A 23,796-nucleotide genomic window follows, 5' to 3' on the forward strand; every position below is an offset into this window, starting at 1 on the left:
CTTTCTGAGGACCCCCGGTAGATTCCGGGCCGCCTCAACCGCGGCCTCTCGCCGACCCATCATTCGCTTTCGCCATTCGCACCGCTATCGAGGAGAACCATGACCAACCCGACAGTGAACGAACTCATCGCCCGCTCGAACTCACTGGGGGCCGACCGTCGCAATACGAACTATGCCGGCGGAAACACCTCGGCCAAAGGCACTGACGTCGACCCGGTGACCGGCGAGGACGTCGAACTCATGTGGGTGAAGGGCTCCGGCGGCGACCTCGGAACGCTCACCCCCGAGGGGCTGGCGGTGCTCCGTCTCGACCGGCTGCAGGCGTTGGAGAACACCTACCCTGGCGTCGATCGCGAAGACGAGATGGTCGCAGCTTTCGACTTCACCCTGCACGGAAAGGGCGGTGCCGCTCCCTCGATCGACACTGCCATGCACGGTCTCGTCGATGCCGCTCATGTCGACCATCTCCATCCGGACTCCGGAATCGCCATCGCCACAGCCGCAGACGGTGAAGAACTGACGAAGACGATCTTCGGCGAGAAGGTCGTGTGGGTGCCGTGGCGTCGGCCCGGCTTCCAACTCGGCCTCGACATCGCCGCGATCCGCAAGGAGAACCCGCAGGCCGTCGGCACCATCCTCGGTGGTCACGGCATCACGGCATGGGGAGCCTCCTCGGCGGAGTCCGAGGAGAACTCACGGTGGATCATCGACACCGCGGCACGCTACATCGAGGAGCACGGCCGTCCCGACCCATTCGGTCAGGTTCGGCCGGACTATGCGGGCCTGCCGACAGACGAGCGCCGGGTCAAGGCGGCCGCACTCGCACCTCACCTGCGCGGTCTGGCTTCGACCGACAAGGTCATGGTCGGTCACTTCACCGACGATCCCGCAGTACTCGAGTTCCTCGCCGGCGACAAGCTCAACGCCCTCGCCGAACTCGGCACGAGCTGCCCCGACCATTTCCTCCGAACGAAGGTGAAACCGCTGGTCATCGACCTGCCCGCGGCCACCCCGGTCGAGGACATCATTGCTGCACTTCCAGCCCTGCACGAGGCATACCGCACGGACTACGCGGCCTACTATGACCGCCACGCCGATGCTGACTCTCCAGCGATGCGCGGAGCTGACCCTGCGATCATCCTCGTCCCCGGTGTGGGTATGTTCTCCTTTGGTGCGGACAAGCAGACAGCGCGCGTGGCCGGTGAGTTCTACATCAACGCCATCAATGTCATGCGCGGGGCCGAAGCGCTGTCGTCCTACGCCCCGATCTCCGAAGCCGAAAAGTTCCGCATCGAGTACTGGGCGTTGGAAGAGGCGAAGCTCAAACGGAAACCAGCGCCGAAGCCCATGGCCTCCCGTGTCGCCTTCGTCACCGGGGCCGCTTCAGGCATCGGCAAGGCGATCGCCACACGCCTGGCCTCCGAAGGCGCCTGCGTCGTCATCGCCGATCTCGACCGCGGCAAGGCCGAGGCCGCCGCTGCGGAGCTTGGCTCCTCCGATGTCGCCATCGGTGTCACCGCCGATGTCTCCGATGAGGCCGGGGTGCAGTCGGCACTCGCCGAGGCGGTGCTCGCGTTCGGAGGAATCGACCTCATCGTCAACAACGCCGGGCTGTCTCTGTCGAAGTCGCTGTTCGACACGACCGAAGCCGATTGGGACCTCCAGCACAATGTCATGGCAAAGGGCTCGTTCCTCGTGTCGAAGAACGCCGCACGGATCCTCGTTGGCCAGGACATGGGCGGCGACATCGTCTACATCTCCTCGAAGAACTCCGTGTTCGCAGGCCCGAACAACATCGCCTATTCGGCGACGAAAGCCGACCAGGCACATCAGGTGCGTCTGCTCGCCGCCGAACTCGGCGAACACGGCATCCGCGTCAACGGGATCAACCCCGATGGAGTCGTCCGCGGATCCGGCATCTTCGCCGGAGGCTGGGGTGCCCAACGAGCGAAGACCTACGGCGTCGAGGAGAAGGACCTGGGCAAGTTCTACGCCCAGCGCACCATCCTCGGCCGTGAGGTCGTTCCAGAGAACGTCGCGAATGCCGTCTTCGCTCTGTGCACCGACGACTTCTCGCACACGACCGGTCTGCACGTGCCCGTCGACGCCGGCGTCGCCGCCGCCTTCCTGCGGTGATGTCGGACTCGACCGCCAACAGGTCCGCTGAACTCACGCTCGCGGCCGTCGACCTCGGCGCCACGAGCGGCCGCGTCATCCTCGGCGGGGTGACCGAGGGTGTGCTGAGGATGAAACATATCGCGAGGTTCCCGAATGTGCCGCAGTTACTGGGTGAGAGTCTGCATTGGAACATCCAATCGCTTTTCGCCGGCCTGAGCGACGGTCTGCGTGAGGCGATCAGTGCGAGTCCAGGGCTCACCAGCATCGGCATCGACTCGTGGGCGGTCGACTATGGCCTCCTGCGCGACGGACGACTGCTCGGCATCCCGCATCACTACCGGGACGGGAGGAACCTGCGCGGTGTCGAGGTCGTCCATGACCTGATCGGCCCCACGGCGCTCTTTGCTCACAATGGCCTGCAGCATCTGGATTTCAACACTGTCTTCCAGTTCGCTGTCGAAGCCGAAGCCGGGTTCCTCGAACTCGCCGATCGGGCCCTGCTCATCCCGGACCTCATCGCCTATTGGCTGACCGGTCAGATGCGAACAGAGCTGACGAACGCCTCGACCACGGGCCTGCTGTCGGTGACAGAGGGCACCTGGGATGTCGACCTGATGAGCCGACTCGGACTGCCGAGCGACCTGCTGCCCGACCTCGTCTCCCCCGGCGAACACATCGGGGACCTCTCCGAGCCGGTCACGGAGCGTCTCGGAGCTTGCGCACCGATCCAGGTCACGGCCGTGGGCAGCCACGACACCGCCTCGGCGGTGGTGGCAGTTCCTATGGAGGGTCCGAACTGCGCATTCATCTCCAGCGGGACCTGGTCCTTAGTCGGTCTCGAGATCGACGCTCCCGTCGTGACCGAGGAGGCCCGTCTGGCGAACTTCACGAACGAAGGCGGCGTCGACGGCACGATCCGGTTCCTCAAGAACGTCTCAGGACTGTGGCTGCTGAGCGAATCGATGCGTCAGTGGGAACAGGACGCCACCGACGCTCAACGCAGCTCGGACCTCGAGACCCTGCTCGCCGAGGCAGCCGAAGTCGAGGATCCGGTGGCTGTCTTCGACCCGTCCGACGACCGTTTCACTCCGCCCGGGGACATGCCCACCCGCATCCGCGAGTGGTGCATCGAACACGGTCAGGGACCACCGCACACCCGCGCCGAGGTGGTCCGATCCATCCTCGAATCGCTCGCCGCCGCCTATGCCTCGACGATCGCGACCGCCGAAGATCTGACCGGCACGACGGTCGAGACGATCCACATCGTCGGCGGCGGTTCACAGAACGCGCTGCTGTGCCGACTGACGGCCGAGCGCACCGAGTGCCGTGTCATCGCCGGCCCTGTCGAGGCCACCGCGATCGGCAACCTGCTCGTCCAGGCCAGGGCGGTCGGGCAGGTCGATCCGACCGCGGGATTGGGCGAACTGCGTCGGATCGTGAAGAACTCGTTCCCCGTCGTCGAATACTCCTCGTCCTGAAATCGGGAGCTGATGTGTCCGCTAGCCGGAACAACCAGTGCCCATTCCCTGCGACAGGAAATGGGCACTGGTGTCAGTCTCAGAGCGTCCGGGAAGCCTCAGCTCTCGGCGCCCACGGCGACGACCATCTTGCCGAAGTTTCCGCCGGTGAGCAGGTCGTTGAAGTACTCGGGCGCCTTGTCGAGTCCGGGACGGATGTCCTCACGGAAACGCACCTTGCCCTCCTTGAGCCAGCCGCTCATGTCGGTCAGGAACTGGCCGGTCAGACGCTCGGCGAACTCGTTCTGGATGAAACCACGGACCAGCAGCGACTTCGTCAGGATCTGTCCCATGAGCGCACCCGAACGATCCGGTCCCTCCGGCAGAGAGGTGAGGTTGTAGTTCGCGACGAGCCCGCACACGGGAACGCGTCCGAAGGTGTTGAGCCGCGGCAGCACGGCACTGAATACCTCCCCGCCGACGTTTTCGTAATAAACGTCGATGCCCTGCGGGACTGCCTCTTTCAGCTCCTGCCGCAGGTTCCCGCTCCGGTGGTCCAGCGCCACGTCGAAGCCGAGTTCCGTCAGGTGCGCGACCTTGTCGGGGCCTCCGGCGATGCCGACCGCGGTTGCTCCCTTGATCTTCGCGATCTGGCCGACGACGGAACCGACGGGTCCGGTGGCGGCGGCCACGGCCACGGTCTCGCCAACCTTGGGCTGACCGATCTCGAGCAGGCCTGCGTACGCGGTGAATCCGGGCATGCCGAGCACACCGAGGTGGGTGGAGATCGGTGCGAGCTCCGGGTCGATCTTGCGCAGATGCCCGGTGTTCTCCACCGAGTACTCCTGCCATCCGCCGTAGCCGAGGACGATGTCCCCGACGGCGAAGTCGTCAGAATTCGATTCGACCACCTCGGCGACGGTCGCACCGACCATGACATCGCCGACCTCGACGGGCTTGGCATAGGACTTCGCGTCCGACATCCGACCGCGCATGTACGGATCGAGCGAGAGGTAGAGAGTCCGCAGCAGCACCTGACCCTCACCCGGAGTGGGCACGGGCACCTCGTCGAGGAGGTAGTTCTCTGCGGTGGGTGCGCCTACGGGGCGCGAGTTCAGGCGAATCCGGTGGTTGGTCGTCATCTGGCTGTTTCCTTTCATCGGATGCTCCGTGTCATCGACACGTCGGTGTCATCGGAACTGTCTGTCATAGCAACCATTCGGGATCGATCGATGTTCCTGATCGATCGATTTTTCTCTCGCCGAGGCGGCCCCGAGTTCTGCTCGCACCGACCCATCCGTGTCGGCCGCAGCAGCATCGTCGCCGGCCGAGCCCGCCGATTCGCCCGCGAGCCTGCGGGCGACGGTCTCCCAGCCGGGGTCGAATGCCCACTCGAAATCACCGAGGCGATCGAGCAGCTCCGTGCCATTGGCGCGGATGATCTCCGACCATTCGGCCGGCCACGCCCCGAAGTTCGCGGCCGCGGCGAGTTCGTCGACGTCCTTGAAGACCGCGCCGGTTGTGTCGAACCCGCCGTCAGGAGTGTGCAGTGGCATCGAGGCGAGGGGAAAGGTGATGTCGAGGATGTGGTCACTCGTCAACAAGGCGTCATCGGTTCGGACGTGCGTGGCTTCGAGGTTGACGTACCACTCGGCCCGCACCCCGCCGGGCGCAGCGGCCCCGTCGTCCTTGAGCAGCACCCACACGGAGAACGGCACCTGCGGCGGAACGATCTTGAGAACTCCGCGCCCTCGCCAAGTCCCGTCGACGTTGATCCGAGTCGGCGCCTCGGCGGGCGGCCGGAACCGCGCAGCCAAGGGGACATCGTGTGGGTTGGTGTCCTCCCACCCGACGATCCGGGTCTCCTGGGTCGGGGTTCCGCCCGACAGCCACAGGACGAGGCCTTCGGGTCCATCGGCGATGACGCGCATCGGTCGGGCCACCTCGGCGAGGTCGCGGTCGAAGTCGAAACGTCGGAACGTCCAGGTCACGGTCTCACCGGGTGCCCGAAACGGCTCTTGGCCGATGGGTCTGACCTGGGACGGAGTGGGGATCGTGTACGGATCGCGCAGCGTCATGCGGGCAGTCTATGCGCCGGGCATGGACGAGCGCTGAAGACGCACGTCCGCTCAGCCGGTGTCCCGGAGGCGGCGGTCATACCACCCTCCGGACCGTGCCCTGTCAGGTCATAGAGTGGGGTCATGAACGACTCCGACGATGCAGCTTCAACGATGACCACTCCCCCGCGCTCGGATGCGGAGATCCCCGCCTATCTCGCCGCGCTCGGTCTGCCGGGACTCGCCGATATCCACGTCCATTTCCTCCCGCAGAACGTGCTCGACAAGGTGTGGGCCTACTTCGACAACGCCGAGACGAACTATGGAAGGTCCTGGCCGATCCACTACCGGTACGACACGGACACCCGCCTGCGCATCGTCCGTGACCTGGGTATCCGCGCGATCCCAGCGCTGACCTACCCGCACAGGCCCGGCATGGCCGCCTGGCTGAATAACTGGAACGCTGAGTTCGCCGCATCCCACGACGACGTCATCCACTGCGGCACTCTCTTTGCCGAACCCGAAGCCGCCGACTACGTCCCCGCCGCCTTAGCCGCCGGTGCGAAGCTGTTCAAAGTCCACATCCAGGTGGGCGGGTTCTCTCCCGATGATCCCGTCCTCGACCCCGCGTGGGCGGCGCTGGCGGAGGCGCAGATGCCCATCGTCATCCACGCGGGTTCTCGTCCGCTGCCGGGTGAGTACACCGGCCCGCGGGCGGTCACGAACGTGCTCAAGCGCTTCCCCACACTGCGGTTCGTCATCGCCCACATGGGCATGCCGGAGTACGACGAATTCGCCGACCTCGCCGAAGCCTACGACGGTGTCCGCCTCGACACGACGATGTACGTCTCCGGATATTTCCAATCCCCCGCCGAGGTGGCCCCCGCCTACCGTGAACGCTTGGCCGAACTGCAGGACAAGATCATCCTCGGTTCGGATTTCCCGAATATCCCCTACCCGTATGCCGATCAGATCTCGGGACTGGCCGGGCTCGGGCTCGGTGACGACTGGATGCGCTCAGTGCTGTGGACGAACGGGGCACGGGTGCTCGGTCTGGAGTGACGGATAGGCCTCCGGATCGAAAGACAGCCTCCTCGCCTGACCAACACAGTGCAGCCACCTCGGAGCCGCATGTCGCTGCGCATGGGCCTGACTCAGCGCGTACGCAGCCATTCGTCGACGGTGACGTCGGAGAGCCTCGGCGAGGGCGGGATGAGTCCATCGCGGGACGCCGGTCCGGGCAGGGGGATGCCGATGACCTTCGGGGACTTCTCGCCGGCGGACCGGGCTCGTGCCTCGGCCAGTCGGCGTGCGATCGCGGCGAAGTCGCTGATCTCGGGGCCGGCGACCTCGATGGTGCCGGTCTCGCCTGAGTCGATGGCCTCGGCCATCATGCGTGCGGCCTCCGCAGCGGCCAGGGCCTGCACGCGCATCTTCGGCACGAATCGCAGCGGACCGACGGTCATCGTCATCGCGTCGACGAGTTCGAACCATTGGGCAGAGCGGAACATCAGCAGCCGATCCGACGGGACGATCCGTCGGTAGATGCGTTCCTGCATCGCTTTGCCCTGGTAGTAGCCGAGCAGCTTCGATTCGCCGACCTCGGGTCGGAAGGCGATCGACAGGCAGGCCACGGATGTGCCCGGCTGCTCGGCTGCGGCGACGGCGATCGATCGGGAGCTGTGGGAGAAGTAGTCGACGGCCTGACGTCCATTCATCGTCATCCGGTTGACACAGTCGACGAGGACATCGCTGCCCTCGGCCGCCTCGGCGACTCCGCGACCGGTGTATGTGTCGACTCCGGTTCCACGGTGGGCGGCGATGACCGTGTGCCCACGCTGACGCAGCTGGTCGACGAGGCGGGCCCCGAACGTTCCGGTGGCTCCGAAGACGGTGATCTGCATGGCTGCCCTCTCAGACGCCGCACGGGCGGGCCCGTGACGAGCCCGCCCGTGCGCCGACGCTTCTCAGTTCTGGTTGACCGTGACCATACCAGTGTCGGCTGTGGCCGAGATCGGCACGAGGGTCTTGTCCTCGGCGTCCTTCGGGTCCTCGGACACATCGAACTTCTTCAGGTCCGAGGCCAGATCGACGGACCCGTCGTTCGACTTCGCATTGATCCGGTAGACGAAGTCATCGTCGCTCTTCTCGTTCGCGAGCCTGAGGTTCGGCAGCTGCAGATCGATCGACCCTTCCTCGGTCTTCGCGCTGATGCCGCCGGACGGGACCGCCTCATCGGTGAAGGCGAGGTCGAGTGTGCCCGTCGAGGTGACCGCGTCGAGGCGGTCGGTGACGGTGAGGTTCTCACCGTCGATGGCGCCGACCCCGGTCTTGGCTTCCACAGTCCCGAAGGTGCCTTCGAGCGAGGTCGCACCCCAGTCGGTCGAGGTGCGGATCCGGTCGGCCGACCCGGCGACGAACAGTGCCCCACCGTCGGTGTCGGCGATGATCTCCGCGTAGTCGCCGTCGACGTCGAACGTGCCGTAATTGCTGTCGAGGATGAGCTTGAGGTCGCGAGCCGTCTTGGTGGGGACAGTGACCGTGATCCGGGTGTTCTCGAGCTTCCTGGCTTCGTCCAAGGCCACCTCGGCGACGCCGCCGTTCGAGTCGACCGTGAGATCCGGAGCGGCATCGCGGGGACCGGTGGCATTGAGTTTGATGGTGGGATCGGTGTCGTCATCGGTCCGCACGTCGACGGAGGCGCCCATGGCGAGGCCGACTTTGAGTTCCTTCATCGTCGCCGGCAGCGGCTGGGACGATTCGAGCTTGCCGTAGTGCAGGCGGGAGGCACCATGGGCGGCGGTGACGATCACGGGGACGAGGAGGACGACGACGGCGAGGATGATGAGGACCGTGCGCAAGCCGAGTCGGGCGGATTCGCTGATGCGAACTGTGGCAGGCATTCTAGGCTCCGAGGAATGTGAGGACGGCGAGGACGCGTCGGTTGTCCGAGGTGTCGGCGGTGAGGCCGAACTTCGTGAATACCGAGCTGATGTGCTTCTCAACGGCTCCGGCGCTGAGGTAGAGGGTGCGGGCGATCGCGGCGTTTGACTTGCCTTCGGCCATGAGCTGGAGGACTTCGACCTCCCGGGGGCTCAGGGTCGACAGGCCGTCCTTCTTCCGGGTGCGCACGAGGATCTGGGACACGACCTCGGGGTCGAGGACAGTGCCTCCGGAGGCGACTTCGTCGACAGCGGCGAGGAAATCCTCGACATCGGCCACGCGGTCCTTGAGGAGGTAGCCGAATCCGCCGGTGTTCTCGGCGATGAGCTCCGAGGCGTACTGTTCCTCGACGTACTGGCTGAACACGAGGACCTTGACGTCGGGGTTCTGCTTGCGGATGAGCACGGCGGCGCGGATGCCTTCGTCGGTGAACGTCGGGGGCATGCGCACGTCGATGACGGCGAGATCCGGCGGATCGTTGTGGACGACGGCCAGGAGTTCATTCGCGTCGGGGACGGCGGCGATGACCTCATGTCCAGCGTCGGCGAGGAGTCGTTCGAGTCCGGCCCGCAGGACGGCAGAGTCTTCAGCGATTACGATGCGCATGGCACCTCCACAACTACAGTCGTTGGCCCACCTGCGGGGCTGGTCAGGTTCAGTGTGCCACGGGCGGCTTCGACGCGGTCGATGAGACCGGCGATGCCGGTGTGCCGTCCGCTCCGGTCGACGCGGGCTCCGCCCTGTCCGTTGTCGGTGACGACGATCTGAACGCCGGTCTCGATCGGGGCGATGAACACGCTGGCCTTGGTGGCGCCGGAGTGCTTGGCGATGTTCGTCAGACACTCGGCGACGACGAAGTAGGACACGGCTTCGGCTTCCCGCCCGATCCGCCCTTCGAGGCGCACGTCGACGTCGACGGGGATCGTCGAGCGTCCGGCCAGTGCCGACACGGCGGCGTCGAGTCCCCGGTCGGTGAGCACCGCCGGGTGGATTCCGCGGGCGAGCTGACGCAGTTCGTTGACGATGCCCTTGGCCTCGGTGTGGGCCTCGGAGACGAGTTCCTTGGCGCGTTCGGGATCGGAGTCGATCTTCGTCTTCGCCATGCCAAGTGTCATGGTCAGCGCGACGAGGCGGGGCTGGGCTCCGTCGTGGAGGTCGCGTTCGATGCGCAGTCGTTCGGCGGCGGCCGCCTCGATGCCGGCCATGCGGGCCCGGTCGAGTTCGGTGACTTCGGCTTGGAGGGCGACGGTGCGGGCCGGGGCCAGCAGCGCCCTGTCGAGAGCGCGGTCGAGGATCGGTGCGAACCACAGGATCGCCAGGGAGCTGGCGAGCACGATGACCGAGCCGATGGCGACGCCGAGACGAGCCGATCCCTCGATGGATTCGCCGGTGAAGAAGGTGTTGACTCCGTCGGGGTTGATGGCGAAGAAGATGCCGAAGATGGACCCGCAGATCGCTGCGATGGTGCCGGCGACGACGATCAGGCCGAGGAGCATCTTGATGTAGTGGTGGGCGGTCGAGCGCCAGAAGGCACCGGATTTCACCTGCAGCCAGCGGTTGTGGAGGAAGCGACCCATGCCGGGATCGCGATTGCTGCTTTCGATCTTCGGGACGGGGATCTTATCGGAGTAGATGAGTTCGGCTCGGTAGCGTTCGGCGTTGTTCGCGCCCTGCTGGACGAGAACCCAGACGAGGAGGGCGAGGACGCCGAGACCGAGGGCGAAGATTCCGCCGATGCCGGTGAACAGCAGTCCGAGCGGTATCCACGCCCAGATCAGGCCGAGGACGGCGGAGAGCACGAGGTTCGCGACGCCGATGATTTCGGTGGGGCGCTTGGGCCAGGTGATGGGGCCGTCGGCGGGGATCTCCGTGACGTCTTCACGGCTGAGCGGCAGCGAACCGGTGACCGGTGCGTATGCGACGGGTTCGCGTCGCGGCTTCATTCGCCGAGGCGGCCGTTGACGTGGCATCGGCTGAGCGGCCGGCATGGGCTGCGCGTTCGGGGCGGGGTGCGCGTTCGGCATGGGTTGCGCATTCGGCGCGGGCCGACCGAACTGCGCGGCGGGTTGCTGGGCGGGGTGCGGTCCGGGCTGAGGGGCGTGGCCGGGCGGCCCGGGGTAGTTCGGGGTGTTCGAAGGGGCGTACCCGGATGGTGCGGCCTGAGCCGAGGGATGAGTGTGGGTGCCCGGCTGGGCAGGAGCCATCGGGGTCGTGTGGGTGACTGGCCGGGTGGGGTTCATCGGCGGGTAGTCAGGTCGCTGAGCCTGGTCGCCTGATCCCATCACTCGGGTCGTGCCCGTTGCAAAGGGAACATCGAGGTCGACGGGCTTCGTCCGGAACTCGCCGGCTTCGCGAGCGGTCGGTTCGTCGACTTCGGTCGCGTCCACCTCGGTGGTCGGCGGAGCGTTGACGATGGCTTCGGCGCTGATGGACTCTTCGCGCTCCATCGTGCCGGGGGCAGATTCCGCGGTGCCGTGATCGTCCGCGGACTCGCCGGGATCCACCTCGGGGGTCTGAGTCTCCTGCGGATCGGGGCCGACCGGCTCCTGATCCTGCGGGTTCTCGGGGGTCTTCTCACTCATAGCAATAACGCTACGGGAGCCGTGGGCGCGCGAACAGCACGAAGACCTCCGACCCCACGTCGGGTTTTCCCGACACCCTGTGACCACGGACACGGGATCCTCGGTGGACTCTGGATTCCCGCGCGCTCCTCACGCCGTGCCGTACCTGAGCATCCCCCACCCTTCGCAACGAATCACCCCGGTGCAAGGAGGTGTTTCGCCACAATGAGTGAGGGATGCCGAAGCACCGGGAGGACGTGCCACTCGGGGTGGGATGTGACGCTGCCGGTGCGTGATGGCTGCCGGCTATGCGAGGACCGAGACTCCGATAACCGAGGCATCCGGGTCGGCAATACGGCTTGAGTCAAGGTCGGATGGCGCCTCGGCCGATCCCTCCGCCGTGGCATCCAAGGCCTGGGCGAGGTCGGCGAGGATGTCATCGATGTCCTCGATGCCGACGGACAGGCGGATGAACCTGCCGGAAACGCTGACCTCGCTGCCTGCCACGGACAGATGCGTCATCGTCGCCGGGTGGTCGATGAGTGACTCAACTCCTCCGAGCGACTCGGCCAGAGTGATGAGCTTCGTGTTCGCCACCAGGGACAACGCCCGCTCCTCGGTGTCGGTGCGCAGGGACACCACTCCCCCGAACCCGCTCATCTGCCGCTTCGCCACCTCATGCCCCGGGTGCGACGGCAGGCCCGGGTAGATCACATCGGCCACCTCATCGCGAGTCTCGAGCCATTCGGCCACCGCCTGCGCATTGGCGCAGTGCGCCTTCATCCGCACCGGCAGGGTTTTGATCCCGCGCCTGGTCAGCCAGGCGTCGAACGGGGAGATACCCAGCCCGACGGACGCGAGGTGGTTCTCGAGACGGTCGACCACCTCGGCGGCGCGGGGACAGGTCGTCCCATCACCGGTGAGAACGGCACCGCCGATGACATCGGAGTGACCGTTGATGAACTTCGTCGTCGAGTGGACGACGATATCGGCACCGAGCTCCAGCGGACGCTGCAGCACCGGGGTCGCGAAGGTCGAGTCCACGGCCAGGAGTGCATTCGCGCGGTGGGCGAGCCGGGCCGCCTCGGCGATGTCGATGATGTCGAGACCGGGATTGCTCGGTGTCTCAACCCAGATGATCGCGGTGTTCTCATTGATGGCGGTGGAGAGCTCTGCTGAGTCGGTGAGGTCGACGGTGCGGATGGCCACGCCCCAGCGCACGTACTCGTTCTGCAGGAGCCGGAAGGTCCCGCCGTAGACGTCGCGGGGCAGGATGACCTCGTCCCCGGGACGCAGCAGAGAAGAGAACACGGCCACCTCGGCCGAGGTTCCCGAATTGACGGCCGCGGCGAACGACGCGCCCTCCAATTCGCACAGAGCCTGTTCGAGGTCGCTGCGGTTCGGCGTGCCCGTGCGCGCGTAGTCGAAGCCGGCGCGGGTCTCTCCCGGAGTGTCCATCATGAAGGTGGAGGTCTGGAAGATCGGAGCCACGACCGAACCGGTGTGTGCCTCGGGCATGGCTCCCGAGTGCACCGATCGGGTCGAGATGCCGGCGGGTGTGGTGGGTTCGAAACGGGGTGAACTCACGGCGGATCCTTCCTTCACTGATGGGCACCGCTGCATCTGCGGTGTGATTCAGTGTGCGTGTCCCCGATGTGCTCGCGCGAACGCGCCGTCTCGGATGGTCACGTCGCGTCATATGTCGTCGATGAATGTCATTTTTCGACGTAGAAGGTCGGCATCCCTCGCCGAGGCGGTCCGCCGACTCGTACGCACGCGACGTGATCGTCCTTCGTTCCCACCCCGGCAGCTCTCTGTGACGATCGAGCAGTCCCACTGCCGGTCACCGGTCACCCGGCCAGGAGCTCTCGCCGGTCGGACCCTGCCGCCACGGCGTCGAGGATCGCCCCGGCAATGCGCTCGTTGTCAGCGAACACGGGGGCGCCAGTCTGCGGGCGGGTGAAGGCCTCGGCGGTCGATCCGGAGACCGCGGGACCGAGCAGGAACAGATCGCCTTGTGCCCGACCTTGTGCGTCGAGCGCGCGACCGGCCCCGTCGGTGCGCAGCTTCGCGTGAGCCGCGGTCTCGAGCAGCAGTCGGCCGTCCGCCCGCAGTGTTTCGAGGACCGGATCGGCTGCCTTCTCCGCACTCTGCCGAGCCAGGCGCGCATCGACGAGATGCGTGAAGGTCTTCGCCTCCGGGTAAGCGGTGGAGCGGGCGGTGAAACCGGCAGCATCGGCGTCGATGCTCAACCCGGGACCGAGGAACCGAACGAAACCGGCTTCGTGGAGAGCGAGGATCTGTCTGACTCTCTTCGGCGGCGGGCCGCTGCCGACGAATGAGAACAGGGAATGAAAGCTGCCTTCGACGAACTCCGTGCGATCGCCATTGCTGACTCGACCGTCGCGGACGAACATCCTGATCTGCACATATGCCTTGACCAGAGCGGTGAAGACGGCGAGGTCGGCAGAGTGGTGCACATCGGCACTGCGCTTGAGTTGCCCGGAGATGTGATCGCGCACGCTCGCCTCTGCAGAAGAGAGATCATCGCAGCGCAGATCGGCCAGCGGACGGTTGATGCGGTCCAGGTCGAACAGATCGGCCTCGTCGGCGATGACGTCGCGGGCGGCCTCGGCGATGGTCTCGAAGACGGCGCCGGTGGTGGCTTCTGCCCCGTTCGCGCCGATGCGGCCCGCGCGGACCCGCTCGGCGGTTGCATCGATGCGCTCGAGCAGTTCGGGAGCGTCGATGCCGCGCTTCCACAGCACGTGTTCGTAGTGGGCATAGGTGAGTTCGAGTTCGAACAGCGGACCGAGCACCGCATCGAACTCGATGAACCGGGAACTCTCGCCGAGGCGGTGCCCACTTCCGCGACGGTCCCCTCCCACGCGGCCGGTTCTCTCAGCCACGCGGTCCAAGTAGCGCAATTCCACGGCCGGTGCGCCGGGGACATCGACTTGACTGTAGCCGAGCTTCGGACTGTAGGAGACCCCACGGGAGGATCCCACCCACAGCACCGGTTCGGTGCCGGAGGGCCGGTAGCGAAGCCGTTCGCCGTCGTCGACGAACTCGCCGCCGCGGCCCTCGGTGACCATGACCATGAAGTCGAGGAACGCGAGTCCGAATCCGCGGGTGAGCACCTCAGCGCCAGCGGGGATGCCGCTGAAGTCGAGGTCGGCCGTGTATCCGGGAGCCTGATAGTACAGATCATGTCCCGCCGAGGCGGCAGCGCGGTCGGCCAGGATCGCATCCTGCTCGGCGGTGTGCATGTCGAGATGCCCCTGAGCCGAGACGAGGATGTCGGTGGCGATCTCCGCACCGATAGAGGTGGTGACCACGAAGCCGCGGTCGTCATCGCCGCGGCGCACCGCCGCGGCGCGGGCGCGATGGATGTGCACCTGAGCATCGAGACGATCGAGGGCGGTCTCGAAGGCCGCCGTCAGGTAGTGTCCCTGGACCCGGCGGCTGGCAAATGATTGGGAGTCGAGCCCTGCCGCCTCGGCGCCGAGGCCAGCCTGCGTCAGGCGCTCCCGACCGGGCCCGTGGATCCACTCGTGCAGGGTCGGTCCCATGATGCCGGGATTCTCGAGCAGGCAGGACTCGTCCGGGAAGATCGTGATCTCCTCGGTGCGCGAGTTCATCCACAGGTGCGGCGACTGTTCGGTCCGCCATATCCGCCCGGCTCCGGCCGGATACGGGTCGACGAGGTGGATGCGCAGGCCTGCCCCGGCGTCCGTGTTCGCGGCGATCGCGAGCAGGATGCCCAGGGTCTTCGGCCCGGCCCCGATGAAGGTGAGGTCGGCGCGGTGCCCGCCCGAATCGGATGCCGTCGACGCATCACCGCCGGTCGTGAGGTCCGCCGCAGCCGACGTCTTACACATCGGCATAGAGGCTCACGGCCGGGGCGAGTCCGAGGCGGCCGCGCAGATCGCTCGCGTCGCTGCCGCCGCCCAGTGCCGCAACGACCTCAGGGGTGTCACGCAGTCCCGCCGCGTGCAGGGCGGGCAGGATCTCGGAGACGATGCGGACGCTGAAGTCGAGTTGATTCTCAGCTGACGCGGTCAGCAGCACCCCCGAGGCCCCGCGTTCGACGAGGATGCGCACGGAGCTGACGAGCTCGGCCACCTCGGCGCGGTTCGTCGGTGCCGGCAGGACGGTGAGCACCGGCACCCCGGGGTCGAGTTCGGTGCGCAGATCCTCGAGCGAGATGGTGCCGGCGGCCTCGTCGGCGAGAACGACGTCGGCGGCGCCGCGGGCCGCCTCGTTGCCGGCCTCCGCACGGACGATGATCGGCGGGTGGCCCTGCGGCGGGCGCGGCGTGATCGAGGGGCCGAGCACCGAGTAGTCGACTCCCGTCGAGTCCTGGACCTGCGCTTCGATGTAGTGGAGGCGGTCGCGATCGATGTACCGGTCGGTGGCCTCGTCGCGGATGATCGCGTCGTCGTCCCAGGAGTCCCAGAGTCGGCGGATGACGTCGATGACGGATGCGGCCTCGGCCCAGGCAGCGGGTGCCGGGGCGGGGCCGCGTCGACCGAAGAGGGCCGCCTCGGCGGGGGTGAATGAGATGCCCACAGCGAGTCCGGCACGGGCCCGGGCCGCGTAGTCGAGCGTCGCCGAGGCGGTCGCGAGGTGGAAGGGCTCGAGATGGGTGGCGCGGACCTCGGGGACGATCCCGAGCCTGCTGGTCAGCGGGCCGAGCCAGGAGGCGAACTCGAGCGCGTCGTACCCGGTGAAGTCATCGGGGACGAGGGCGAAGTCCGCATGTCCGTCAAGGGTCTTCGCGGTCGCCGGGCCGGAGATCGGATCGGGGTTCAGCGTGGTGGCGATGATGACGCTCATGAGGGATTCCGTTCGGTCGTGATCGGGGTGGTGATGAGGGATTCGGCGGCGGCTGCCTCGGCGTGGGTGCACGACCGGGCTCGGGCGGTCAGTTCGGAGTCGAACTGGTCGATGGCGTCGACGACGTCGCGCTCGACGGATTCGTCGATGCTCGGAGGGGTCGTGTCCGTGGCCGGGAGGATGTTGCTCGATGCGACAAAGCGGCCGCGGCCGATCGAGCTCGCCCCGAGCGTGGCCAGCAGCGGTTTGAGGCCGTAGTCGAGGGCGAGGACGTGGGCGGCGGATCCGCCGGTGAGCAGCGGCAGAACGGGTTTGCCGTGCAGGGCGTCCATCGGCAGCAGATCAACGAAGACCTTGAGCAGTCCGGTGTACGTGGCCTTGAAGACCGGGGATCCGACGATCACCGCGTCGGCGGCGGCGACCGTGTCCCGCGCCGAGGCGATGAGGCCGTCGCTCGAATCCCCCGTCAGGAGGGGGCCGGCGGGCAGGTGGCGGAGTTTGATGAACTCCGTACGGTGGCCGTACTGGCCGAGCCTGCGGGCGATGAACTCGAGGAGCGCTTCGGTCTTCGAGTTCTCCGAGGGGCTGGCCGAGAGCAGGACGACACGCGACATGTCAGCCCACCTCCTTGAGTTCGCGGGTCGGAGCGTCGGGGGTGCCGGCGACACCGATCTCTGTGGTGTCGGTTTCTGCGGCGGCGGTGCTGCGGGCTTCGCGACGGGCGGCGGCCCAGTCAGCGGCGGTGCGGGCGGCGGGCAGTCCGATGCTCTCGCGCAGGGACCCGTCCGGATACTCGGTGCGATAGACCCCGAGTTCCTGGAGTTCGGGCACGACCTTCTCAACGACCTCGTCGAGTCCGCCCGGAGTGAGGTGGGGGACGAGGATGAAGCCGTCGGCGGCCTTCGTGCGGACCGCCTCGGCGAGGTCGGTCGCGACCTGGTGCGGGGTGCCGACGTAGGAGTGACGGGTCGAGACCCGGATGACGAGTTCTCGGGCGGTGAGGTTCTCGGCCTCGGCCAGCTGCCGCCAGGAGGCGATCGTGGCTTCCGCGTTCTTGATGTGCTTGACCCGGCCCTGCGAGATCGATTCGCCGGCCGGCGGCACATCGGGCAGAGGTCCGTTCGGGTCGAAGGCGGAGAGGTCGCGGTCCCAGACGCGTTCGAGGAAGGCGATAGCACCGGCCTCGCTGACCTGCTGGGAGGCGACCTCGCGGGAGCGTTCGGCCGCCTCGGCGGGGGTGTCGCCGAGGATGACGGAGACTCCCGGGTAGATCTTCAGGGAGTCTTCGGTGCGGCCGTAGCTGGCCAGCCGGGATTTCACGTCCGCGTAGAACTTCCGGCCGGATTCGGGGTCGGAGTGACGGGTGAAGATGACGTCGGCAGAGCCGACGGCGAAGTCGCGGCCGGAGTCCGAGTCCCCCGCCTGGAAGACGACGGGGTGACCGCCGGGCAGGGCGCCGGCGGGGAAGCGTCCGGCGATGTCGAAGAAGTCGCTGGCATGCGTGAACGACCCGTCACCGGCGGCGGTGTCCCAGAGTCTCCGAGCCACGTCGATGAAGTCCTCGGCGCGGCGGTAGCGGTCGGCGTAGTCGAGGTAGCCGCCGCGGCGGAAGTTCTCGCCTGTGAAGGCGTTGGAGGTCGTGACGACGTTCCAGGCGGCGCGACCGTTCGAGAGGTGGTCGATCGTCGCGAGCCGGCGGGCGATGTCGAAGGGTTCGTTGAACGTCGAGCTCAGTGTCCCTGCCAGGCCGATGCGCTTGGTCACAGCGGCGAGCGCGGACAGCACGGCCGTGGTGTTCGGACGACCGACGACGTCGAGGTCGAAGATCTTTCCCTGGTGTTCGCGCAGGCGCAGGCCTTCGGCGAGGAAGAGGAAGTCGAAGAGTCCGGCCTCGGCGGTCTGTGCGAGGTGAGCGAAGGAGTCGAATTCGATGTGGCTGCCCGAGGCAGGATCGGACCATACGGTCGTGTTGTTCACGCCCGGGAAGTGCGCGGCGAGGTGGACCTGCCGCGGCTGGCCGGGGATGCTGCTGTCGAATTCAGGCATGGGATGCTCCTGTCAGTTCGGTGGGGTTCGGGGTCAGCGATACGTCGCCGGTGTCGGTGGACGTCGCGCGCAGGTCGGTGTCGGTGGTCTCTGTCGAAGTCGCGCGCTCGGCCGTGCGCACGGCGGAGTCGTCGAAGCACGGCACTGCGTCGATGAGCGCCCGCGTGTAGTCGTCACGGCTCTCGTGCAGCACACGAGAAGTCGGCCCGGATTCGACGACAAGTCCGTCCTTCATCACGATCACCTCGTCGGCGATCTGCTCGATGACGGCGAGGTCATGGGAGATGAAGAGGTAGGCGACGCCGAGGCGATCCTGCAGGTCGACGAGCAGCTGGAGGATCTGCGCCTGCACGCCGACGTCGAGTGCGGAGACGGGTTCGTCGAGGATGATCACCTCGGGGTCGACGGCCAGCGCACGGGCGATCGCGAGCCGCTGCCGCTGCCCTCCGGAGAGCTCCCGCGGGGTGCGTTTGAGGAGGCTGTGATCGAGGGCGACGGAGTCGAGCAGCTCCCGCACGCGTCCCGGCCGGTCGGCTCGGGTGCCGATGCGGTGGCCGCGCAGCGGTTCGGTGAGGATCCGCTCGACCGTGTAGTGCGGGTCGAGAGCCGCGCTCGAGTCCTGGTGGACGTACCGGATGCGCCGTCCGAGGTCCTTCCGCCGGTAGTCACTGACGGGCTTTCCGTGGAGGGTGATAACTCCGGAATCCGCCCGGTCGGCGCCGCGCAGGATCCTCGCCGAGGTCGTCTTCCCCGACCCGGATTCGCCGACGATTCCCACAGTCGATCCTGCCCGCAGATTGATGTCGAGACCGTCAACTGCGGGACGGTCCCCACCGAAGTTCCGTACGATCGCACGGCCGGACAGGACCGCCTCGGCGCCGGTGTGGGTCTCGGTGGCGCCAGCGTCGGTGCTCGGCCGCAGTCTCCCCCACCCGAGGTGCGGGGCCGCGGCGAGGAGCGACTGCGTATAGGCATGCTGGGGGTCGGCGAGGACGGCTTCGGTGGGCCCGGTTTCAACGATGCGGCCGGCCTGCATGACGAGCAGCCTCGCGGCGCGTTCTTTCGCCACCCCGAGGTCGTGGGTGATGAGCACGAGCGCGGTCTGCGAACCGGCGACGAGGCCGCCCAGCACGTCGAGGACCTGTTTGGCCACGGTCGCGTCGAGCGCCGAAGTGGGTTCGTCGGCGATGATGAGCGCCGGCCGGGCGGCGATCGCATTGGCGATGAGCACGCGCTGCCGCTGCCCGCCGGAGAGCTCGTGCGGATACCGCCGTCCGTGGGTCTGCGGGTCGAGTCCCACGGCGGTGAGAACCTCGGCGACACGGGGTCTGACCTGCGGTTTCGCATAACCGTTGACGGTCAGGGTCTCGGCCAGGGCGGAGGCGATCGTGCGCACCGGGTTGAGCCCGGCGCCCGCGTCCTGCGGCACGTACGCGATTCCCGTACCGAGGATCCGCTGCCAGGTGCGCGGCTTCGCCGAGGTGAGGTCTTCGCCGAGGTGGCTGTGCGTGTGCGCGTGGACCTTCGTCCCAGCCGGGAGGAGTCCGGTCAGCGCCGCGGCCGTCGTGGACTTGCCGGATCCGGACTCGCCGACGATCGCGAGCGTGTCCCCGGGGGCGAGGCTGAGGTCGATGTCCGCGATCGCCGGGGTGGGAGCACCGGGGTAGGTGACGCTCAGTCCCGCAACCTCGAGGACTGGAGGCCCCTGGTGGGCTGATGACTCGGGTGCCTGGACACCGGGTGCTGATGACTCGGGTGCCTGGACACCGGGTGCTGAGGTCTCGGGTGTTGAGGCATCGTGCGCTGGGGTCTCGGGAGTTGCGGTCGAGGTTGACGAGTCGCGGGTGTCTGCCGCAGCGGCATCCGCCGCGGGAGTCTTCGCGTCGGCATCGTCGAGGAGTTCGGTGCCGGCACCGGCTGCGGGCCAGGCGAGGAGATCGGTGTTGATCATCGGAATTCCTTCTCGGAGTTGACGGCGTGGGAGAGACGGTTGGCCGCGAGCACCACCGCAGCGACGACGAGTCCGGGGAAGGTCGTCATCCACCAGGCTGCGGCGAGGAAGTCGCGGCCCTCCGAGACGAGCAGACCCCATTCCGGCTGCGGCGGCGGGGCACCGAAGCCGAGGAAGCTCAGGGCGGAGACGGCGAGCACAGCGGACCCGAATTCGAGTGCGAGCAGTGCCCCGATCGGGCCTCTGACCTGGGGCAAGATGTGCCGGGCGAGGACCGATGCGGCCGAAAGTCCGTCGGCGCGGGCGGCGCGGACGAATTCCGTCGAGCGCCATCGGATCACCTCAGCACGGGTCAGCCGGGCGAACGAAGGCACGGCCGCGACGCCGACGGCCACGGCGACGTTGAGGGTGCCGAAGCCGAGCGCGGTGATCACTGCCATCGACAGCAGCAGGCCGGGCACGGCCTGGAGGACATCGACGGTGCGCATGAAGATCGCGTCGAGCACCCCGGTGAAGAAGCCGGCGAGCAGGCCGATGAGGACGCCCGCGCCGACCCCGATGAGCACGGCGGCGAGGCTGGCCGACAGGGTCTGCGCGGACCCGTGGATGGTGCGGGCGAAGACGTCGCGGCCGAGCTGATCGGTGCCGAAGACGTGCTCGGCACTGGGTGCCAGGAGGCGGTCGGTCGGGTTGCCGGTGAGCGGATCGACGCTGGTGAGCAGGGTCGGCCAGACGGCGGCGAGTGCGGCGAGTCCGAGGACGATGATCGCGATGACTTCGACGATCCCGATGCGGGTGGAACCCACCGCCGAGGTGAGTCGACGCAGCCGACCGGGCGTGCCGCCGCCGGGGACCCGGTCCTCGTGGGGCCGGGCCGCACCGGGCCCGGTCGGTGCGAGCTGGGCGTTCTTCTGCAGTTCGGTGGCCAGGCTCATGCGCGCGCTCCTTCGGTCTCCGTCGATGCGGACTCTGCCGTCGAGCCGGCCGGGCTCGCACCGGCGGGTGCGTCCTCACGGTCGGCCGCCTCGGCGAGGGTGTCACTGGCCTTGGTTTCGAGCTTCCGGCGGGCGCCGCGCAGCCGCGGATCGAGCAGCGGGTAGGTGAGGTCGGTGATGAGGTTGACGAAGACGAACACGGCCGCGGCGAAGAGGACGATGCCCTGGACGAGCGGGATGTCCTGCCCGGTCACGGAGGTCTGCGCGAGCCGACCGAGGCCCTGCCTGGAGAACACGTTCTCCACCACGACGGACCCGGCGAGCGCCTGGCCGAAGAGCACCCCGCCCATTGTCAGCGCCGGCAGCAGCGCCACGGGCAGGGCCTGGCGCAGCAGCAACCGCAGCCGGGTGTAGCCCGATGCGTGGAAGGTCGTGACGAAGGGCTGGATCCAGGCATTCTGCAGCGAGCGGAAGAGGACCTGGGCGATGATCGCCGACAGCGGGATCGCCAGGGTCACGGCCGGCAGCACGATCGCGGCCGGGGAACCGGTGCCCACCGCAGGGAAGAACGGGAGGCGGAAGGAGAAGATCTGCAGCAGCATCAGTCCGACCCAGAACGTCGGCAGTGCGACCCCGAGTCCCGGCAGAGCCGCGAGGGTGTCGCGCAGCCACGGGCGGCGGGTCAGGGTCGCGGCAACCGCGATGACGATCCCCACCGCCAAGGCGAGACCTAAGGCCAACGCGGCGAGTGCGAGCGTCGGGGGCAGGGCGGCGGCGATCGCCTCGGTGACGAGGGTGCCGGCCTGGATCGAGGTGCCGAAGTCAAGGCGGACGACGGCCAGGAGGGCGAGCAGGTACTGGATGGGCAGCGGCTGGTCGAGGTTGAACTCGGCACGAAGCCTGGCCACCTCGGCGGGGTCGAAGCTCTGCAGCTCTCCCCCGGCGCCGAGCATCGTGATGACCGGATCGCCGGGTAGCCAATAGAGGAGGAAGAAGCTGAAGGTGAACGCGATCCACAGGACGAGCAGTCCTTGGGCCAGCCGGGAGGCCAGGTAGCGCAGGCTCATCACCGCTCACCGTCCAGCCAGGTGTCATAGAGCTGGAAGCGCGAGGAGGCCTCGTACTTGAAGTCGTGGACATTCTTGCCGGTGCCGATCACTCCGGAGAGTTCGACGATCGGAATCGAGTAGCCTTCGTCGATGAGGATCTTCGCGGCCTTCGTGAAGTCCGCCGTGCGTTCCTTCTCGTCGAGCGTCGAGGTCGTGCGGGCGAGGATGTCGTCGAGCTTCTCCTTCTTCTTCCTCACGTTGCCGTTCTGTTCGTCGACGCCGAAGTAGTTGCGCAGAACATCGCCGTCGGCACGGGTGAGGTTGCCGAAGGTCAGCTCTTCCTTGCCCTCGGCCTGCTGGGCGGTCACCTCGGCAGTGGTCTTCTTCTCGAGCTTGAGGTCGAAACCGATCTCTCGCAGCTGCTGCTGGACGAGCTCGAGGAATGGGGCGTCCTGCCAGTAGGTCAGCGTCGTCGACAGCTTCTTGCCGCTCTTGACCCTGATGCCGTCGTCGCCGGGCTTCCAGCCGGCATCGTCGAGGAGTCTCTTCGCCCCGTCCGGGTCGTAGGCGAGCAGATCGGAGAGGTCTTCGTACTCAGGGGTCGACTTCGCCAGCACCGAGGTGGCCGGAGCCTGGTGCTGCGAGATCACGCTCTGCAGCTGGTCGCGGTCGATGCCCTTGACGAGCGCCTGACGCACCGACCTGTCCTTGGCGATGTTCCCGGTGAGCTTGGGCACGAGGTTGTAGACGACGCCCGGGTTCGGTCGGGAGGCGATGCCCAGTCCCTGCGCCTCGAGGGTTTTCTCGTCCTGGGATTGGACGGAGAAGTCGACATCTACCTGCCCCGACAGCAGTGAACCGTTGCGCACCGAGGCCTCGGGGACGATGGAGAATTCGATGCCGTCGAGGTGGGCCGGCCCTTCGTGCTCGGCGATCGATGACGGCCAGTCGTAGTCGTCGAACCGGGCGAGCTCGATCGACTTGTTGTGCTCGAAGGACTTCACCTGGAACGGGCCGGTGCCGACGATGTCTCCGGTGCAGCGTTCCTCGGGGGACTTCGCGAGTGTGTCCGAGGAGTAGAAGCCCAGCGACATCGTCGACGTCGCCTGGAGGAACTGGGCGTTGGACTTGTCGAAGGTGAATGTCACGGTCTGCTTGTCGGGAGTCTCGATCGACTTCAACCCGTCGAGGTAGGTCTGTCCCAGGGAGGCCTTCGCCCCGAGATCCTGGATCGCTTCGAAGTTCTCCTTCACCGAGGCGGAGGTGAAGTCCGTGCCGTCCTGGAACTTCACCCCGTCACGGAGGTGGAAGGTGAAGGTCTTCGCATCATCGGAGACATCCCAGCTCTCGGCGAGCCACGGCTTGATCTCCTGGGTCTCCGGATCCTGATCGGTGAGCGAGTCCGTGATCTGACGAGTGACATTGAGGGTGACGTTCGTGCCCTGCTGCTGTCCGTCGAGGCAGGTCGGATCGACGTCGTAGGCGATCTTCAGAGTTCCGCCGTCCTGAGGTGTGGCATCTTCGTCCTCGGCCTGTGCCGATCCGGAGCACCCGGCGAGGAGGAGGGAACCTGCTGCGAGCACGGCGAGAGCGAAGTGAGAGCGGCGCTGCGGCGAGCGGGTCGGAGCGGCGGGAGAGCTGATGGTGGTCATGGGTGTCCTGGGTGGTGTCAGTGGTGGATGTGAATCAGAGGTGGTTGCGAAGGTGTCGGCGCGAGTTGCGACGATCACGGGCCGACCATTCGGCAGTGATTGCTCAACATATCGCCGGAAAGATCAAGCGCTTTCGGTTCGGCGCCCCAGAATCACGCGAGAACGCGGAGCGTCCGGCGAGGCGAGGC

Annotated in this window: 18 protein-coding genes; 3 read left to right on the plus strand and 15 right to left on the minus strand. The window is 67.2% G+C overall.

From position 1 onward, the window contains the following. Nucleotides 1–99: 99 nt before the first annotated feature. Entirely contained in the window at nucleotides 100–2,136 is a 2,037-nt protein-coding gene (locus tag EB835_RS16035) for a bifunctional aldolase/short-chain dehydrogenase (protein WP_135810458.1), read from the plus strand. Then, nucleotides 2,136–3,596, plus strand: coding sequence for a rhamnulokinase (locus EB835_RS16040; protein WP_135810459.1), 1,461 nt, complete (start codon nucleotides 2,136–2,138; stop codon nucleotides 3,594–3,596). The genes EB835_RS16035 and EB835_RS16040 overlap by 1 nt, the downstream gene beginning before the upstream one ends. A gap of 98 nt (nucleotides 3,597–3,694) precedes the next feature. On the opposite strand, the gene EB835_RS16045 is transcribed toward EB835_RS16040, so the two are convergent. Both EB835_RS16045 and EB835_RS16050 read right to left on the minus strand, forming a co-directional pair. After that, nucleotides 3,695–4,717 carry an NADP-dependent oxidoreductase gene (locus EB835_RS16045; protein ID WP_135810460.1) on the minus strand — a complete coding sequence of 341 codons (1,023 nt, stop codon included), beginning with the start codon at nucleotides 4,715–4,717 and terminating at the stop codon, nucleotides 3,695–3,697. Between the two features lie 48 nt (nucleotides 4,718–4,765). Beyond that, nucleotides 4,766–5,653 carry a ribonuclease FAU-1 family protein gene (locus tag EB835_RS16050; RefSeq protein ID WP_205749962.1) on the minus strand — a complete coding sequence of 296 codons (888 nt, stop codon included), beginning with the start codon at nucleotides 5,651–5,653 and terminating at the stop codon, nucleotides 4,766–4,768. A gap of 123 nt (nucleotides 5,654–5,776) precedes the next feature. On the opposite strand from EB835_RS16050, the gene EB835_RS16055 reads away from it, so the two are divergent. Beyond that, nucleotides 5,777–6,694: an amidohydrolase family protein gene (locus EB835_RS16055; protein WP_240688794.1), complete on the plus strand. Its 918-nt coding sequence runs from the start codon at nucleotides 5,777–5,779 to the stop codon at nucleotides 6,692–6,694. A 92-nt stretch (nucleotides 6,695–6,786) separates the two neighbouring features. On the opposite strand, the gene EB835_RS16060 is transcribed toward EB835_RS16055, so the two are convergent. The 13 genes from EB835_RS16060 to EB835_RS16120 all read right to left on the minus strand — a co-directional run bounded on the left by EB835_RS16060 (nucleotide 6,787) and on the right by EB835_RS16120 (nucleotide 23,608). After that, nucleotides 6,787–7,536, minus strand: coding sequence for an SDR family oxidoreductase (locus EB835_RS16060; protein ID WP_135810461.1), 750 nt, complete (start codon nucleotides 7,534–7,536; stop codon nucleotides 6,787–6,789). A 63-nt stretch (nucleotides 7,537–7,599) separates the two neighbouring features. Further along, nucleotides 7,600–8,535 (minus strand): DUF4097 family beta strand repeat-containing protein, encoded by a 936-nt coding sequence (locus EB835_RS16065; RefSeq protein ID WP_135810462.1) that lies wholly within the window; start codon nucleotides 8,533–8,535, stop codon nucleotides 7,600–7,602. Nucleotide 8,536: 1 nt separating this feature from the next. Then, nucleotides 8,537–9,181 (minus strand): response regulator transcription factor, encoded by a 645-nt coding sequence (locus EB835_RS16070; protein WP_135810463.1) that lies wholly within the window; start codon nucleotides 9,179–9,181, stop codon nucleotides 8,537–8,539. Then, on the minus strand, nucleotides 9,169–11,157 hold the full coding sequence (locus EB835_RS16075; protein ID WP_135810464.1) for a sensor histidine kinase: 1,989 nt from the start codon (nucleotides 11,155–11,157) through the stop codon (nucleotides 9,169–9,171). The genes EB835_RS16070 and EB835_RS16075 overlap by 13 nt, the downstream gene beginning before the upstream one ends. A 285-nt stretch (nucleotides 11,158–11,442) precedes the next feature. Continuing rightward, nucleotides 11,443–12,723 (minus strand): trans-sulfuration enzyme family protein, encoded by a 1,281-nt coding sequence (locus EB835_RS16080; protein ID WP_276606005.1) that lies wholly within the window; start codon nucleotides 12,721–12,723, stop codon nucleotides 11,443–11,445. Between the two features lie 263 nt (nucleotides 12,724–12,986). Next, on the minus strand, nucleotides 12,987–15,017 hold the full coding sequence (locus EB835_RS16085) for an FAD/NAD(P)-binding protein (protein ID WP_168216761.1): 2,031 nt from the start codon (nucleotides 15,015–15,017) through the stop codon (nucleotides 12,987–12,989). Continuing rightward, complete coding sequence (locus tag EB835_RS16090; protein WP_135810467.1) at nucleotides 15,010–15,975, minus strand: LLM class flavin-dependent oxidoreductase; 966 nt, start codon at nucleotides 15,973–15,975, stop codon at nucleotides 15,010–15,012. Before EB835_RS16090 ends, EB835_RS16085 begins: the two co-directional genes overlap by 8 nt. Next, entirely contained in the window at nucleotides 15,972–16,589 is a 618-nt protein-coding gene (gene ssuE, locus EB835_RS16095; protein ID WP_135810468.1) for an NADPH-dependent FMN reductase, read from the minus strand. The genes EB835_RS16090 and ssuE overlap by 4 nt, the downstream gene beginning before the upstream one ends. Nucleotide 16,590: 1 nt before the next feature. After that, complete coding sequence (locus EB835_RS16100; RefSeq protein WP_135810469.1) at nucleotides 16,591–18,021, minus strand: NtaA/DmoA family FMN-dependent monooxygenase; 1,431 nt, start codon at nucleotides 18,019–18,021, stop codon at nucleotides 16,591–16,593. After that, nucleotides 18,014–19,972, minus strand: a complete 1,959-nt coding sequence (locus EB835_RS16105) for a dipeptide ABC transporter ATP-binding protein (RefSeq protein ID WP_135810470.1) — start codon at nucleotides 19,970–19,972, stop codon at nucleotides 18,014–18,016. The genes EB835_RS16100 and EB835_RS16105 overlap by 8 nt, the downstream gene beginning before the upstream one ends. Next, the gene (locus EB835_RS16110) at nucleotides 19,969–20,907 is read right to left on the minus strand and encodes an ABC transporter permease (protein ID WP_135810471.1); all 939 of its coding nucleotides are present in this window, start codon (nucleotides 20,905–20,907) and stop codon (nucleotides 19,969–19,971) included. The genes EB835_RS16105 and EB835_RS16110 overlap by 4 nt, the downstream gene beginning before the upstream one ends. Further along, nucleotides 20,904–21,974, minus strand: coding sequence for an ABC transporter permease (locus EB835_RS16115; RefSeq protein WP_135810472.1), 1,071 nt, complete (start codon nucleotides 21,972–21,974; stop codon nucleotides 20,904–20,906). The genes EB835_RS16110 and EB835_RS16115 overlap by 4 nt, the downstream gene beginning before the upstream one ends. Further along, nucleotides 21,974–23,608 (minus strand): ABC transporter substrate-binding protein, encoded by a 1,635-nt coding sequence (locus EB835_RS16120; RefSeq protein ID WP_135810473.1) that lies wholly within the window; start codon nucleotides 23,606–23,608, stop codon nucleotides 21,974–21,976. The genes EB835_RS16115 and EB835_RS16120 overlap by 1 nt, the downstream gene beginning before the upstream one ends. Nucleotides 23,609–23,796: the final 188 nt, after the last annotated feature.

The organism is Brevibacterium sp. S22 (assembly GCF_004745485.1).
In the GTDB taxonomy this organism is placed as follows: domain Bacteria; phylum Actinomycetota; class Actinomycetes; order Actinomycetales; family Brevibacteriaceae; genus Brevibacterium.

Bases quoted from the DNA above. Each gene is read 5' to 3' on its own strand.
- EB835_RS16110 (WP_135810471.1), bottom strand. From the start codon at position 20,907: ATGAGCCTGGCCACCGAACTGCAGAAGAACGCCCAGCTCGCACCGACC.
- EB835_RS16100 (WP_135810469.1), bottom strand. From the start codon at position 18,021: ATGCCTGAATTCGACAGCAGCATCCCCGGCCAGCCGCGGCAGGTCCAC.
- EB835_RS16090 (WP_135810467.1), bottom strand. From the start codon at position 15,975: ATGAGCGTCATCATCGCCACCACGCTGAACCCCGATCCGATCTCCGGC.
- EB835_RS16035 (WP_135810458.1), top strand. From the start codon at position 100: ATGACCAACCCGACAGTGAACGAACTCATCGCCCGCTCGAACTCACTG.
- EB835_RS16075 (WP_135810464.1), bottom strand. From the start codon at position 11,157: ATGAGTGAGAAGACCCCCGAGAACCCGCAGGATCAGGAGCCGGTCGGC.
- ssuE (WP_135810468.1), bottom strand. From the start codon at position 16,589: ATGTCGCGTGTCGTCCTGCTCTCGGCCAGCCCCTCGGAGAACTCGAAG.
- EB835_RS16055 (WP_240688794.1), top strand. From the start codon at position 5,777: ATGAACGACTCCGACGATGCAGCTTCAACGATGACCACTCCCCCGCGC.
- EB835_RS16105 (WP_135810470.1), bottom strand. From the start codon at position 19,972: ATGATCAACACCGATCTCCTCGCCTGGCCCGCAGCCGGTGCCGGCACC.
- EB835_RS16050 (WP_205749962.1), bottom strand. From the start codon at position 5,653: ATGACGCTGCGCGATCCGTACACGATCCCCACTCCGTCCCAGGTCAGA.
- EB835_RS16060 (WP_135810461.1), bottom strand. From the start codon at position 7,536: ATGCAGATCACCGTCTTCGGAGCCACCGGAACGTTCGGGGCCCGCCTC.
- EB835_RS16040 (WP_135810459.1), top strand. From the start codon at position 2,136: ATGTCGGACTCGACCGCCAACAGGTCCGCTGAACTCACGCTCGCGGCC.
- EB835_RS16120 (WP_135810473.1), bottom strand. From the start codon at position 23,608: ATGACCACCATCAGCTCTCCCGCCGCTCCGACCCGCTCGCCGCAGCGC.
- EB835_RS16115 (WP_135810472.1), bottom strand. From the start codon at position 21,974: ATGAGCCTGCGCTACCTGGCCTCCCGGCTGGCCCAAGGACTGCTCGTC.
- EB835_RS16045 (WP_135810460.1), bottom strand. From the start codon at position 4,717: ATGACGACCAACCACCGGATTCGCCTGAACTCGCGCCCCGTAGGCGCA.
- EB835_RS16065 (WP_135810462.1), bottom strand. From the start codon at position 8,535: ATGCCTGCCACAGTTCGCATCAGCGAATCCGCCCGACTCGGCTTGCGC.
- EB835_RS16085 (WP_168216761.1), bottom strand. From the start codon at position 15,017: ATGTGTAAGACGTCGGCTGCGGCGGACCTCACGACCGGCGGTGATGCG.
- EB835_RS16070 (WP_135810463.1), bottom strand. From the start codon at position 9,181: ATGCGCATCGTAATCGCTGAAGACTCTGCCGTCCTGCGGGCCGGACTC.